Here is a 12,207-nt window from a genome sequence, read left to right as displayed (position 1 = left end):
GCCCGGGCAGGTAGGAGGAACTCCAACTCGACGCTCCGGAGGAGAACGCGGGGAGTGCGGATCATCGGGTCACCCAGACAGCACCTCCCCCGTGTCACGATCGACGACCATGCCGTCGACCTCTGCCGGACCCTCTGCGAGGGGCTCCGGCCGCTCGGGCACCGGAGCGTCCTCGGCCTGCTCCGGGTCCGCGAAGCGACCCGTCGGGTCGCTGATCGGGGCCTCCTCGGGACGCGGCGCCGGGCGGATCATCCGGCTCCTGCCCCGCTGCAGGTCGTGGCCGACCGAGATGGCCTGCACCACCTGCTGCTCGCGCTGGACCCCTTCCTGGGTGGTCCATACCTGGGTGCGCAGCCGGCCCACGACGACCACCGGATCGCCCTTGTTCAGACTCTCCTTGCAGTGCTCGGCCAGTCTGCCGTTGACCCGCACCGACAGCCAGGTGGTCTCCCCGTCGATCCAGACCCCGTCCCGCATGAACCGCGGGGTCTGGGCGACGCGGAAGCGCGCCCCGCACCAGTTCTCCCTGCGGACGAAATCGACATCGGTGCCGAGATTGCCGGTGAATGAGATGTTCGCGTCCATCGCAACTCCTTCCCTCTCACCTCAGTTATCGGTGCGGGAGGGGTCGATCTGTCGGCTGCGGGCAGATCTGTGGACAACTTCTCGTGAGGGCCTCTTCGGGCCTCCCCTGTGGACAACTTCTCGTGAGGGCCTCTTCGGGCCTCCCCTGTGGACAACTCCCGGCGAGGGCGATTCAGGGACGCGGCGGAGCCCAGCCGGCGGCCGGACGCGAACCCGGCGCCGGGGGCGCGAATCTCCGCACGGCCTGGGCGATCTGGCGGCGGCGCGGCCACCATGCCGGCAGATGCGGCGGCACCGGGCGGGCGCCGGCCGACTCGGTGACGGCGCGGGGGCGCAGCCCCTCGATCCGGTCGAGCAGTTCCTTCTGGCGCGCCTCGGCCCCGTCCACCGTCCCGCGGGTCACGGCGTCGCGCAGGTAGGCGAGCTCGGTGGTGGCGCGCATGAAGGCCAGCGTCGCCCACCACGTCCGCAGTCCGTGGGACAGGGCCACGAAACCGATCCACCAGCGCCGCCGCATCGCTGACAGCACGATCGGGTCGCGCGGCGTCAACCATCCCATCACCACGTAATCGCCCAGCCGGTTGCGGATCATCCGGCCCTCGCGGAACAGCCGGATCACCAGGAACACCACGACGGAGGCCACCAGCCCCAGGGCGATGAACCAGTACGTCATGAGCTTGTCCTCCGGGACCACCGACAGGGTGCCGTTGAAGGCCATGTGGCCGATCACCGCTCCCAGGAATCCGGTGACCGGGGCGAGGATCCGCACCAGCCGGCTGCGCGAGCGCAGGCCCAGGGCCAGCCCGATGCCGGTCATCGAGGTGAACAGCGGGTGTCCGAATGAGGTCACGACGCCGCGCAGGAAGGCCTGCCTGCGGACCGCCTCGATGGGGTCGCCGGCGGCGATGGTGATGCGGGCGTAGTTGTCGGCCCGCGCGTAGTAGATGACGTTCTCGATGAAGGCGAAGCCGATCGCCGACAGCCCGGCCAGGCTCACCGTCTGCACGATCGAGGTGAGTCTCTCGCGCATGAACAGGGCCAGCAGGAACAGGATCGTGGCCTTGCAGGTCTCCTCGACGAAGGGCGCCGAATAGATCGCCGGCCCAGCTCCCTGGGTGGGGTCGACGCCGCCGTCGACCTTGAGCAGGCCGGCCATCCAGGTGTTGATGTGGAGGCTGGCGGTGGTGGCCACCGGTCCCCCCCAGGCGAAGACCGTGAACCAGATCGCCAGGTGGCGGGTGCGGAAGCGGTCCAGCCAGATGAACAGCAGCGACCACACCGCCGCCGTGGGCCAGGCGTACTGGAAGGCGATCTTGAAGGAGCGCATCGTGATGCCGGGGATCAGGTACTTCTTGCCGTCGACGGTGACGGGGGTGTCGGCGTGGAATATCCGGTACTGGCTGTACAGCAGCGCGGCCGAGGCGAGGATCGTCGCCAGCACGATCCAGGTCCACGGATTGCGCACCAGCCGCGACCACCAGGGCCGCTGGGACACGATCGAACCGGACATACCGGCCACCCTACCGACCGGGTGGGCATCGTCAGGGTGTGTGGCGGCCCGGGTGGGAATCGAACCCACGCGCGACAGATTAGAAGGCTGCTGCTCTATCCGCTGAGCTACCGGGCCAGCGCTCGCGAGTTTAGTGGATTCGGGCGTTCGGGCCCAGCTGCACCGTCACCGACCTGCCTGCGATCGGCGGGCGGCGTCTAGGGTTGGGGGTGTGAACAACATGCTTGTGTGGATCGACTGCGAGATGACCGGGCTCGACCTGGTCCATGACGGACTGATCGAGGTCGCCGCCCTGGTGACCGACGGCGATCTCAACGTCCAGGGTGAGGGGGTCGACGTCATCATCAAGCCCCAGCCGGCCTGGCTGGAGCACATGAACGATTTCGTGCGCGGCATGCACACCCACTCCGGGCTGCTCGACGAGCTGGACTCTGGATTGAGCATGGATGAGGCCCAGGCGCAGGTCCTGAACTACATCAAGACGTACGTGCCCGAGGCCGGCAAGGCCCCGCTGGCCGGCAACACGATCGGCACCGACCGCTCCTTCCTGGCCAAGGACATGCCGGAGCTGGAGGGCTACACCCACTACCGCAACGTCGACGTCTCCTCCATCAAGGAGCTGGCGCGACGCTGGTACCCCGGCGCCTTCCGCCACGCGCCCGCCAAGCAGGGCAACCACCGCGCCCTGGCCGACATCCAGGAATCGATCGAGGAGCTCATGTACTGGCGCGAGGCGCTGATGGTGGCGGCCCCCGGTCCGAGTTCGGAGAAGGCCACCGAGATCGCCGGGAAGTACCAGGGACTGCTCACCGGATCTGGGCGCGAGCAGGCCTGAGCCCGGCCGCGCACGCCTGGGATCGGGTGCGTAGAGCCCGGTTTGCCAAGCCCGCGCGAAACCCGATACTCTCTCCGAGTTGCCCGAGTGATCGGGCGGCATGGTGGATATAGCTCAGTCGGTAGAGCACCTGGTTGTGGTCCAGGGGGTCGCGGGTTCAAGTCCCGTTATCCACCCGGATGCAACGGCCTCGGTTCTTGGATCGGGGCCGTTTCCGTTTCCGGTATCCCCTGGTCAGGTGGGTTTTTCCTCTGGTTTGCAATGGTGATCGTGCACCCGGACGCGTCCGGTCTGGCGGTCTCTGGTGGTGCGCAACAGCGACCTTGGCTGCCTCTCGGCTCGATGCAATGCGCTGTGGAGCGTCGTGTGCGTGACACCGAGCCGGCGGGCTGTGGCCCGAACGCTGGCCCCGTCCGAGACTGCCCCTCGGGCGGACCGCAGTTCCTCGTCACTCAGCGCGCTCAGGCGACCATGGGTGTCGACGCCAGCCTCGCGCAGCCTCTTTCGGAGGGCTAGAACATGGATCCCGTGCTTCCGGGCGATGCGCTCCCGTGTGAGTCTGTTGGCGTAGTCAACAACGACTGGAACGAACTGGTGCGCCTTCTCGCGTGAAGTTCCCTCTGGTTCGCAACGGGCGGTGTGCCCCCTGGACTTCCTAAACGCTGACACGTAGCGTAGACGTGTATGCGGATAGGAGGTGTTGTATGGGTGCTCTGCCAGCAGCGTTCACTTTGGCCGACGCGCGTGCATCGGGTCTGCGCAAGGATCAGGTCTACAAGGGCGTTGACAGTGGTGCGTTCGAGCGCATAGGCCGCGGCGTCTTCGTCATGTCCGGGTCGTTCGACCCGTCACTGGAATCGCTTGCAGCGGCAACGGCCGTCCAGCCGTCAGCGACAATGTGTTTGACGAGCGCATTGGTCAATCACGGGCTGAGCGATGAGATACCCATAGGTATGGACATCGCTCTCCCGAGGGGGCTCCGCCACCCGGCAGGTTTCGATCATGTCACGTGGCACAGCTTCGACCCGACAACATTCCAGATCGGGCGTGAGGTACTGGATGGCAGTTCCGGATTGTTCGCCTATTCTGCCGAGCGGACGATCATTGACATGTTCAGATTGGCCCATCAAGAGGGAAGCGACACGGCGGTCACCGCGCTCAAACGATGGTTACACCAACCCGGCCACTACCCGTCGACGCTGCTCTCCATGGCGAAGTCGTTCCCGAAGGCGTACCTCTCGATCCGCACAACGCTGGAGGTCCTGACATGAGTCCGGCTCCACCTCGCGGACCCCTTCAGGTCGTACCTACAACGATCTGCGGAATCTGGCGAGGCGACAGGGACGCGATGTCGCCGAGTACCTGTCCCTCTTTGCACTGGAGGGGTTCCTCGCCCGACTGTCGGCGTCGCAGTACGCCGACCAGCTGATCCTCAAAGGTGGAGTGCTGATGGCGGCATTCTCGGCCCGGCGCCCGACGCGCGACATCGATCTGTCGGCATCCGGCTTCCCCAATGATGTTGCCGAGGCTGAGGACCGAGTCCGCTCGATCGCTGCCATCGAGCTCGATGACGGCCTCAAATTCGCGACCAGCTCGGTGCGAGGAGAGGAAATCCGGGACGATTCGGAATATCACGGCGTGCGAGTCCACATCATCGCGCACCTGGCTGAATATTTGCGCTCGTGGGTCCCGGTGATGGCGTGTGTGGGGGCCAGTCGTTGTTGGGCGGGATTGTGTGGGTGGGGACCACCTGTGGTGGTGTTGGGGACCGGTCTGCTTAGGCTCCCTCCGTCATGTGAGAGGCACGTGACGGAAGGAGCTATCCACGATGGTAAATCGGATTCCGGCGAAGCGAGTGCTCCGCCTACGCGCTCAAGGGCTGTCGGGCAGGGCGATCGCCACATCCCAGGGAGTCGCCCGTAAGAGCGTTGCCGCGGTCCTGGAGGCCGCCGATCGGCTCGGCGTGGGATGGGATGACGTGGCCGAGCGCGAGGACGGCGAGGTGTATGCCCTCCTGTTCCCGGGCCGGGGCGAGCATGTCAGCGTGTTCGTCCAGCCGGACTGGGCCGAGGTCCACCGGCAGTTGGCCCGGGTCGGGGTGACGTTGAAGCTGCTGCACGGCGAGTACGCCGACAAGGTCGCCGCCACCGGCGGGGTGGCGATGAGCTACGACCGGTTCTGCCGGGGATATGAGCATCACGTCGCGGTGAGCGGGGTGGACTCCCGAGTCGGCCACAAGGCGGGGCGCACGGTCGAGGTGGACTGGTGCGCCGCCCACGATGGAGCTGATCGACCCGGCCACCGGAGAGGTGGCCACGGTGTACCTGTTCGTAGCCTGCCTGCCGTTCTCCCGGTACGCGTTCGTCGAGCCGACCCTAGACATGCGCCAGGCGACCTGGCTGCGGGCCCATGTGGCGATGTACGAGTTCTTCGGCGGTTCGGTGCCCCGGATCGTGTGCGACAACCTGAAGACCGGGGTGATCTCCCATCCTCGTGACGGGGAGATCGTCGGCAATGACGCGTATCGGGAACTGGCCGGCCACTACTCGGCGGCCGTGCTGCCCGGGCGGGTCCGCCGTCCGAAGGACAAGGCGAGTGTGGAGAACACGGTCGGTCACGTCGCCACGGTGGTGATCGCCGCACTGCGGGATCGCACGTTCACGAGCCTGGCCGATCTGCGCGAGGCGATCAGAGAACGTGTCGAGGCCTATAACACCGCCCCGTTCCAGAAACGTCCCGGTTCCCGGTCCTCCGTGTTCACCACCGAGGAGCAGCCGCTCCTGCGGCCCCTGCCGGCAGTCACGTTCGAGGTCTCGACATGGGTCAGGCGCCGGCGGGTCGGCCGTGACGGGCACGTGACCTGGGCCAGGAATCACTACTCGGTGGGTTGGACCCATGCCGGAGAGCACGTCGATCTGAAGCTGACGGCCTCCACGCTGGAGGTCTGGTCGCCCGATCAACGCCTGGCCAGTCACCGGCTGCTGCCGGCCACGGCGGTCAACCAGTACTCGACCCGCGAGGCCGACATGCCGCCCGGAGGCGGCTGGCAGCCCTGGGATCAGGACCGCCTGGTCACCTGGGCCGAGCGGATCGGGACAGCCACCACCACAGTGATCGAGCGGATCTTCGCCTCCGTGCCCGCCGCCGATCAGCCGATCAACCCGGCTCTGGCGGTCCTGCGACTGTCACACCGCTACTCGGCGGCCCGTCTTCCCCGTCGCCCGTATCGGCCTGGAATCAGGGATCGGCTCGCCCCGCTACGCGCACCTGAACCCCATCCTGGCCGCTGGCCGTGACTGCGCCGACGACCAGGCAACCAGCCAGCCCGAGGACCCGGGGGCCGGATTCGTCCGCGGGGCCTCCTACTACGGAGGAGACCAGCAGTGAGCATCATCGATATCGAGACCGCATGCACACTCCGTGAGATGGGGTCGACCGATCTGCTGGGCGCTCTGGAGGCCCCCGACGAGCAGTTGTCGGTCGGTCTGGCGTTCGCCGACACGGATCCGCCTGGCCGTCGATGACGCCTACACGGCGTTCACCGACACCAAGATCACAGGCCTGCTCCGGCGGGCCGGGCTGCGCTACCCGGCCGCGGACCTGCGATCGGTGGACCTGGTCGACCAGCGCGGCCTGGATCGTTCAGTCCTGGCCGAACTGGGGGCCTGCGGGTTCGTGACCGCCCATCGCAACATCGTGCTCCAGGGCTTCACCGGATCCGGGAAGTCCTACCTGGCCTCGGCGATCGTCAGCCCCGCCTGCACCCACCGGTACCGGGCCCACGTCGTCCGGATGCCGGACCTGGCCGAGGCCTGGCAGGCCGCTGGTGACCGCCCCCAAGGCACCGCGAAGTTCATCAAGAAGTACACGGCCTTCACCGTGCTGGTCCTCGACGAGTGGCTCCTCGACCGGCCCGACGAGTCCATGAGGGCCATGCTGCTGGAGTTGATGGAACGCCGCTACGACACCGGGTCCACGATCTTCGCGACCCAGTACGCCAAGAAGGACTGGCATACCCGACTCGGTGGCGGAGTCCATGCCGACGCGATCACCGACCGCATCGTCCACAACGCCACCTGGATCAACACCGGCGAGATCAACATGAGGGAACACACCGCCCACGCGGCCCAAGCGCTCAGCTGACCCGCCCCTCCCAGACGGGGCCAGGGCCCATGGCCCCGGCAGCCACCAGCCCTGGCCCCCACACACGCCATCACCGGCCCCATGACACACGACTACCCGGCCCCCAAGAGCCCGAATATTCACCTGGCGTCTGCGAAGATTTCGTTCCACGTGGATGTCAACTTCGGCGACCCCGTGTGGCCTGCGCCTGTGAGGACAGGACTTCCGAGGTTGCTGGGGGGTGAGATCGATGTTCTGGCGTACCCGGTGACGATGGTCCTGGCAGAGAAGATCGTCACGGCCGTCGAGCGTGGCGCCGCGAACACCAGGTGGCGCGACTTCGTCGATGTAGCGTTGTTGGCTGCGAAGGTCGACATCGGTGGTGACGACATGATGCGCTCACTCGCCATCGTTGCTGCGAGTCGACAGGTAGAACTCGCGCCGCTGGCTGAGGTGCTGGACGACATAGCAGACGGCGCACAGCGAAAATGGACGGCTTGGCGACGCAAGCAGAATCTCGTCGCCACGACGCCCGAGAGCTTCCAGGGTCTCCTCGACAGCTGCTCCGCCTTTGCTGATCCGGTGCTTCGGCGGGAAGTCGAAGGGTTTCGTTGGTCCTCGTCCGACTACAAATGGTCCTGACACCCCTGTGGTTTCAGACTCTTGCCGACTGCTCGTCGTCCGTCAGACCAGCTTTGATGAGCACAGCACACACGGCCTTGCGGTCCACACCCAACGTCGGCCGATGCACGCATCGTCATGCCCTCCCGTGATAGACGAACCGCCTCGGATCGTGCCTGATCCGGGTACCGGCTGTGAATGGGTCAGGCGAGGATGTCATTCAAACCCGAGATGGCGATAGAGGCGTAGCGCTCGTTTATTGGCGGCGCTCACCCAGAGTCGTAGTTCGGGCATTCCGGCTTCTGACAGTACACGGCACACATGGGAGATTAGGGCTGAGGCCACGCCGTTCCCAGTCTTGCCTGGGTGTATGAACACGAAGGCGATGAACGGCGTCCCATCATGTTCTCGCGCGATGAGGATCGCGCCTATCGGAGCACCTGTTCCCACGTCGAAGGCGAGAAAGGACGCTTCAGCGAGCCACCTCCCGAAGCCGCCGTCCATCGTCGATCGGATGACCTCAACGGTGTCCTCCAGAGTCTCACCCTCGTCATCGGGAGTCCCTCGGTAGGCAGCCAGCATGGATGGAGCCAACTGCTCGGCTGAGGGGAGTGGCTCGAACCGTACCCGGCTTGTCGCCCGGCCCTCATCGATTACGACTCCGGTTGGACGCTGGAGATGGAAGTGCACAGGTGCTGTCAGCTCAGTCGGGTTCATCGATGCTCTTTCATTCGACCGTGGTCAGGGTGGTCTCGACCTCGTAGCGGTCGCCTCCGTTGCATTGCACCCAGCGGCGTTCGTCGGTGTCGAGGTCGGCAAGGAATGCGTACCGTGTGCGGACGGTCGCGATCCACTCATCAATTCGGACGGGCTTGGTGAGGTAGCCGATGTCTTCAGTCCGGAAGTCGCTCGAGGTCCTTGCTGTGAGGATATCGTCGGGTTCGATGGGTGGGGCACCCCGGCAAACGGCGACGATGTCGAGAAGGGCGGCATCGCGTCCGCATTTCGCGCCTCGGTAGTGGCGAACCAGGTGTCCTTCGGTGACGCGGCTCACGATCCACCTCCAACGCTGAGATATGGGTGGAGCCGGTCGTCGCTGACCCTTGTGACGGGGTCGTATCGTCCGCCCGGACCACGCGGCCCGATCCAGGCTGTTCGGCAGGTGAATCTGCGTCGACGATCTCTTGAGCGGCCTCACGATTGCCAGAGGCCTGGAGCAGATAGGCCGTGCGTTGTCTGGCAGCGGCGCTCGCAGCTGCCAGCAGACGAAGGACCTTGTCGGTATCGACATCGAAGGGCGCCTCCGACAGCCACTGTCCCAATCCTGCGATGCCCTTGTATCCGGACGGACGGATGCCGACGAGTAGACCCTCTCGACCCCACGTCGGCAAGCCGTTGATCACTGTGACGCCTTCGTCGGGAATCTCAATGCGGACGCAACGCCACTGTCCACTCATCGCCTTCGGGAACGCCACATCATCGGGCAGAGCAATGACCTCACGGTCGAGGATGCGCTGTGCCAGCCCGAGCAGACTGGCCGACGATTCCATCGCGAGAACGCCAGACCACCCCGTTCGGAGCGCGTGTTGGGCCCGGAACTCCAGGAAACGGTCACCTGAGGAATAGGAGCCAGCGCGAGAACCGGGGATGAACTCCCACGCACCCCGTGAACGGAGTGTGCCCAGCCAGCCGTCGCGCTGAAGCTCGTACGCGAGCATCCGGGGAGAGCCCGTTGTGCCGACCTCGTCCATCACCGAGGCGAGCCGGTCCACCGTCACGATCGTGTCGCCGTCCAGCTCCAACTGCTCGATGATGTCGGCAACCGGTCGCGTGATCATGCGTGCCACTGTCATTCACCTCCGCTCTTCGGTTCATCGTGACAAAACACGGTCAGATCTGACAGTATTCCGAGGTTGGCTCGGGGGACTTCTTCCTCTATAGGTCAGATGCTGCGGGCGGGTCCGATCGCTCTAGCGTGGACAAGCGCTACGCGCGGGCCTTGCGGTCCACACCCATCCGGCGTCCGATCGCCCGCACCGACATGCCCTCCCGTGACAGGCACACGGCCTCGGCTTGCTCCTGCTCATTGAGTCCCGGACGCCGCCTCGGAACCTTACGTCGCTGGAGGTGGGCGAAGACGGTGGCGCGGTGGATACCGTACCTCGAAGCCAGCTCCTGGACGCCAGATCCAGCCTCGTAGTCGGCGACCAGCTGGTCGACCTCGGACGCGGTGAGAAAAAGTTTGTATTGTCTCCACAGTCCTCACAACTGCCCCTCACTGGTCCATCGGAGCGGTGTCTGGAGACCGGTTCTGCGGTAGGTAATGCACGGGAGGACCCTGGCACCTTGATCTGGAGCAGGGCAGGGGCGCCAAGCCCTCGGACACCCTGCTCGACTCGAACTCGGATGCACTTGGTCTTGACGCTGCCGAGCACCGCCGCCTGATGCCCCTGGCCAGCGCCATTCGTCAGGCGGAAGCCCCGATACGCCGTAATCAGGATCGCGTTCCCGGACAACGCGAAGCGGATGCTCCGAGCGATAGGACTGCCCGCATTTGTGCTCGGTCGCCACCTCGATCTGCTTGCCTGGAACGACACCGCCGCAGACCTGCTCGGCGACCCGCTCGACCTGCCCCCGGACCGCCGCAACATGCTTCACGTCCTCTTCCATGACGACGATTCCAGGCTGCGCTGCAAGGGCTGGGAGACCATGGCTCTGGACTACATCGGTCTGTTCCGCGATACGATCGGGCACGATCCCACCGACCCGAGAGCCGTGAAGATCGTCGGAGAACTGGGCCTGCGCAGCACGCCCGGCCCGATGATGATCGTCTTCGTCCCCCAGCCCGGCCACGAGAACCGGCTGAGCCTGCTCAACACCGTCATGACCACCGAATGCACGCCTCATGCTCGCCACCCCTCACCGCGAGCCGACGAGGGCCCCGACCGTCCACAACGACTCGAGCGGTGACCAGAACCTCCGCCACCGCCCGTAAAACGGTCCCTCCTCCTTGCTGGCCGGGACTCAAGAATTGACGTCACTGCGGTGAGTCAGCGCTCCGGGAAGTTCATGATGAAGCGGCCGCCGACCGCCAGGAAGAGCCCCGGCGGGCTCGGCAGCGCAAGTCAGCGAGTGCTCATGCCTGGTCGTGCACGGTGACGGCGTATCCGTCGGGGTCGGCGAAGGTGAACGTCAAGCCGAACGGGCCGGGGGCGGGGGCGCTGAGGATCGTCGTGCCCGCAGAGACCAGCGAGTCGTGGAGTGCCTGCACATCGTCGCCGAACAGCCACAGCGCGACACCCAGGCCGGGGCGCGGGGTCTGGTCGAGGTCGACGCCCGGCAGTGGCTCGCGCACCGCGAACGGGATCGGACTCGTGGTGAACACGACTGCTCCGGGAGGGGCTGCGGGGGCGCGGCGCAGGCCGAGGCGGCTCTCGTAGAACTCGGCGGAGCGCTGCACGTCACGTACTTGCAGGGCGATGAAGTCGGGGCCGGTGACGGACACGATGGGATTCCTTCCACTCAAGAACTGATGTCAGGATACTGACTTCCTTCACTCTATGTCAGAATACTTACATGACGCAAGTGAACGACGACCTCGGCGCACTGGTGGGCTACCAGCTCAAGGAGGTGCAGTCGGCGCTGCGCTCCCGCATGGACGAGACCCTGCGACCACTCGGGCTGACGACCCCGCAGTACGTCTGCCTCGAACTGCTCAGCCGCACCCCGGGAGCCTCGAACGCGGAGCTGGCCCGCGGTGCGTTCGTCACCCGGCAGACCATGAACACCCTCCTACGCGGACTCCAGGAACGCGGCCTGATCGAACGCGCGACCCGAGCACCCAGCGGCAGAGCCCTCCCGACCATGCTCACCCCGGAGGGTCAAGGCCTGCTCGGCCAGGCGGTCGAACGAACCCACCAGATCGAAGCCCGGCTCGTCAGCAGACTCACCGATGACCAGCGCCGCGACCTGCACACCGCACTCGCCGCATGCATCGACGGACTCCGGGACTGAACACCGCCAGCACGGAGCGTCGAGCTCTCCGGTCGCGGCCATGAAGGTGTGGTTGTTGATGATCTCGAAGGACCAGGAGGGTGGCCGGTAAAGGAGGATGCGGCTCCGACGTTCAAGAAGAGATTCCTCCGAAGCGCGGTTCAGGCTGGGGCGGTGACGTTGTCTTCGACCCAGTCGCGCAGCTGAGCGAGCGGGATGGCGGCGGAGCGTCCCAGATCGGTGAGTTCGTATTCGACGCGGGCCGGGACTTCCGGGTAGACGGTGCGGGTGAGCAGGTCGTGGTCCTCAAGCCGCTTGAGGGTCTGAGAGAGGACTTTCGGGGTGATCCCCTCCAGGTGTCGCCTCAGTTCCCCGTTGCGCAGGGGCCCGTCTTCCAGCGCCCCGATGGCCAGGGCGCTCCACTTGTTGGCGAGCAGGTCGAGCATGTCGCGGCACGGGCACATCGCGGCGTACACATCGTTGCGGTCGCACTGGTCAGTCGGCAGGTTCACCCCACCATGATATCCGAAAGATACTTACT

General features: G+C 65.9%; 13 protein-coding genes, 2 tRNA genes and 1 pseudogene. 9 read left to right on the top strand and 7 right to left on the bottom strand.

The window, feature by feature from the left end; genetic code table 11:
• Positions 1-69: 69 nt before the first annotated feature.
• From JS278_RS05925 to JS278_RS05915, 3 genes are all read right to left on the bottom strand, one after another.
• The gene (locus JS278_RS05925) at positions 70-585 is read right to left on the bottom strand and encodes a single-stranded DNA-binding protein (RefSeq protein WP_114044375.1); all 516 of its coding nucleotides are present in this window, start codon (positions 583-585) and stop codon (positions 70-72) included.
• 172 nt (positions 586-757) lie between these two features.
• Entirely contained in the window at positions 758-2,095 is a 1,338-nt protein-coding gene (locus JS278_RS05920; protein ID WP_114044374.1) for a PrsW family intramembrane metalloprotease, read from the bottom strand.
• 41 nt (positions 2,096-2,136) lie between these two features.
• Positions 2,137-2,212: transfer RNA gene (locus JS278_RS05915), tRNA-Arg, on the bottom strand.
• A gap of 103 nt (positions 2,213-2,315) precedes the next feature.
• On the opposite strand from JS278_RS05915, the gene orn reads away from it, so the two are divergent.
• The 7 genes and pseudogenes from orn (at position 2,316) to JS278_RS05880 (ending at position 7,694) form a co-directional block, all read left to right on the top strand.
• Complete coding sequence (orn, locus tag JS278_RS05910) at positions 2,316-2,930, top strand: oligoribonuclease (protein WP_114046150.1); 615 nt, start codon at positions 2,316-2,318, stop codon at positions 2,928-2,930.
• A 103-nt stretch (positions 2,931-3,033) separates the two neighbouring features.
• Positions 3,034-3,106 (top strand) — tRNA-His (locus JS278_RS05905).
• 528 nt (positions 3,107-3,634) lie between these two features.
• Complete coding sequence (locus JS278_RS05900) at positions 3,635-4,201, top strand: type IV toxin-antitoxin system AbiEi family antitoxin domain-containing protein (protein WP_114044373.1); 567 nt, start codon at positions 3,635-3,637, stop codon at positions 4,199-4,201.
• A 172-nt stretch (positions 4,202-4,373) separates the two neighbouring features.
• Positions 4,374-4,853 (top strand): nucleotidyl transferase AbiEii/AbiGii toxin family protein, encoded by a 480-nt coding sequence (locus JS278_RS16770; RefSeq protein WP_425451474.1) that lies wholly within the window; start codon positions 4,374-4,376, stop codon positions 4,851-4,853.
• Positions 4,759-6,317: pseudogene (gene istA / locus JS278_RS05890) on the top strand (IS21 family transposase). Before JS278_RS16770 ends, istA begins: the two are co-directional and overlap by 95 nt.
• A gap of 33 nt (positions 6,318-6,350) precedes the next feature.
• Positions 6,351-7,073 (top strand): ATP-binding protein, encoded by a 723-nt coding sequence (locus JS278_RS05885; RefSeq protein WP_245935214.1) that lies wholly within the window; start codon positions 6,351-6,353, stop codon positions 7,071-7,073.
• An 81-nt stretch (positions 7,074-7,154) separates the two neighbouring features.
• A complete protein-coding gene (locus JS278_RS05880; protein WP_114044371.1) occupies positions 7,155-7,694 on the top strand; it encodes a nucleotidyl transferase AbiEii/AbiGii toxin family protein in 540 nt (179 codons plus the stop codon).
• A 195-nt stretch (positions 7,695-7,889) separates the two neighbouring features.
• On the opposite strand, the gene JS278_RS05875 is transcribed toward JS278_RS05880, so the two are convergent.
• Together JS278_RS05875 and JS278_RS05870 are read right to left on the bottom strand one after the other, a co-directional pair.
• Positions 7,890-8,255, bottom strand: a complete 366-nt coding sequence (locus JS278_RS05875) for a GNAT family N-acetyltransferase (RefSeq protein ID WP_181833839.1) — start codon at positions 8,253-8,255, stop codon at positions 7,890-7,892.
• A gap of 311 nt (positions 8,256-8,566) precedes the next feature.
• Positions 8,567-9,520 (bottom strand): hypothetical protein, encoded by a 954-nt coding sequence (locus JS278_RS05870; protein ID WP_181833838.1) that lies wholly within the window; start codon positions 9,518-9,520, stop codon positions 8,567-8,569.
• 679 nt (positions 9,521-10,199) lie between these two features.
• Between JS278_RS05870 and JS278_RS05860 the strand changes: the two genes are divergently transcribed.
• Positions 10,200-10,643 (top strand): MmyB family transcriptional regulator, encoded by a 444-nt coding sequence (locus JS278_RS05860; protein WP_147243157.1) that lies wholly within the window; start codon positions 10,200-10,202, stop codon positions 10,641-10,643.
• Positions 10,644-10,809: 166 nt separating this feature from the next.
• Here the strand turns inward: JS278_RS05860 and JS278_RS05855 are convergent, their stop codons facing one another.
• Complete coding sequence (locus JS278_RS05855) at positions 10,810-11,178, bottom strand: VOC family protein (protein ID WP_114044367.1); 369 nt, start codon at positions 11,176-11,178, stop codon at positions 10,810-10,812.
• Positions 11,179-11,249: 71 nt separating this feature from the next.
• On the opposite strand from JS278_RS05855, the gene JS278_RS05850 reads away from it, so the two are divergent.
• The gene (locus tag JS278_RS05850) at positions 11,250-11,687 is read left to right on the top strand and encodes a MarR family winged helix-turn-helix transcriptional regulator (protein WP_114044366.1); all 438 of its coding nucleotides are present in this window, start codon (positions 11,250-11,252) and stop codon (positions 11,685-11,687) included.
• A gap of 140 nt (positions 11,688-11,827) precedes the next feature.
• Here JS278_RS05850 and JS278_RS05845 read toward each other — a convergent pair whose 3' ends face one another.
• Positions 11,828-12,178, bottom strand: coding sequence for a winged helix-turn-helix transcriptional regulator (locus JS278_RS05845; RefSeq protein WP_220150044.1), 351 nt, complete (start codon positions 12,176-12,178; stop codon positions 11,828-11,830).
• Positions 12,179-12,207 lie beyond the last annotated feature (29 nt).

Origin of the sequence: Acidipropionibacterium virtanenii (assembly GCF_003325455.1) — a bacterium.
Taxonomy (GTDB): Bacteria; Actinomycetota; Actinomycetes; order Propionibacteriales; family Propionibacteriaceae; genus Acidipropionibacterium; species Acidipropionibacterium virtanenii.
The sequence above is the reverse complement of the archived record's forward strand: the minus strand, read 5'-3'. Positions and strand labels throughout refer to the sequence as shown.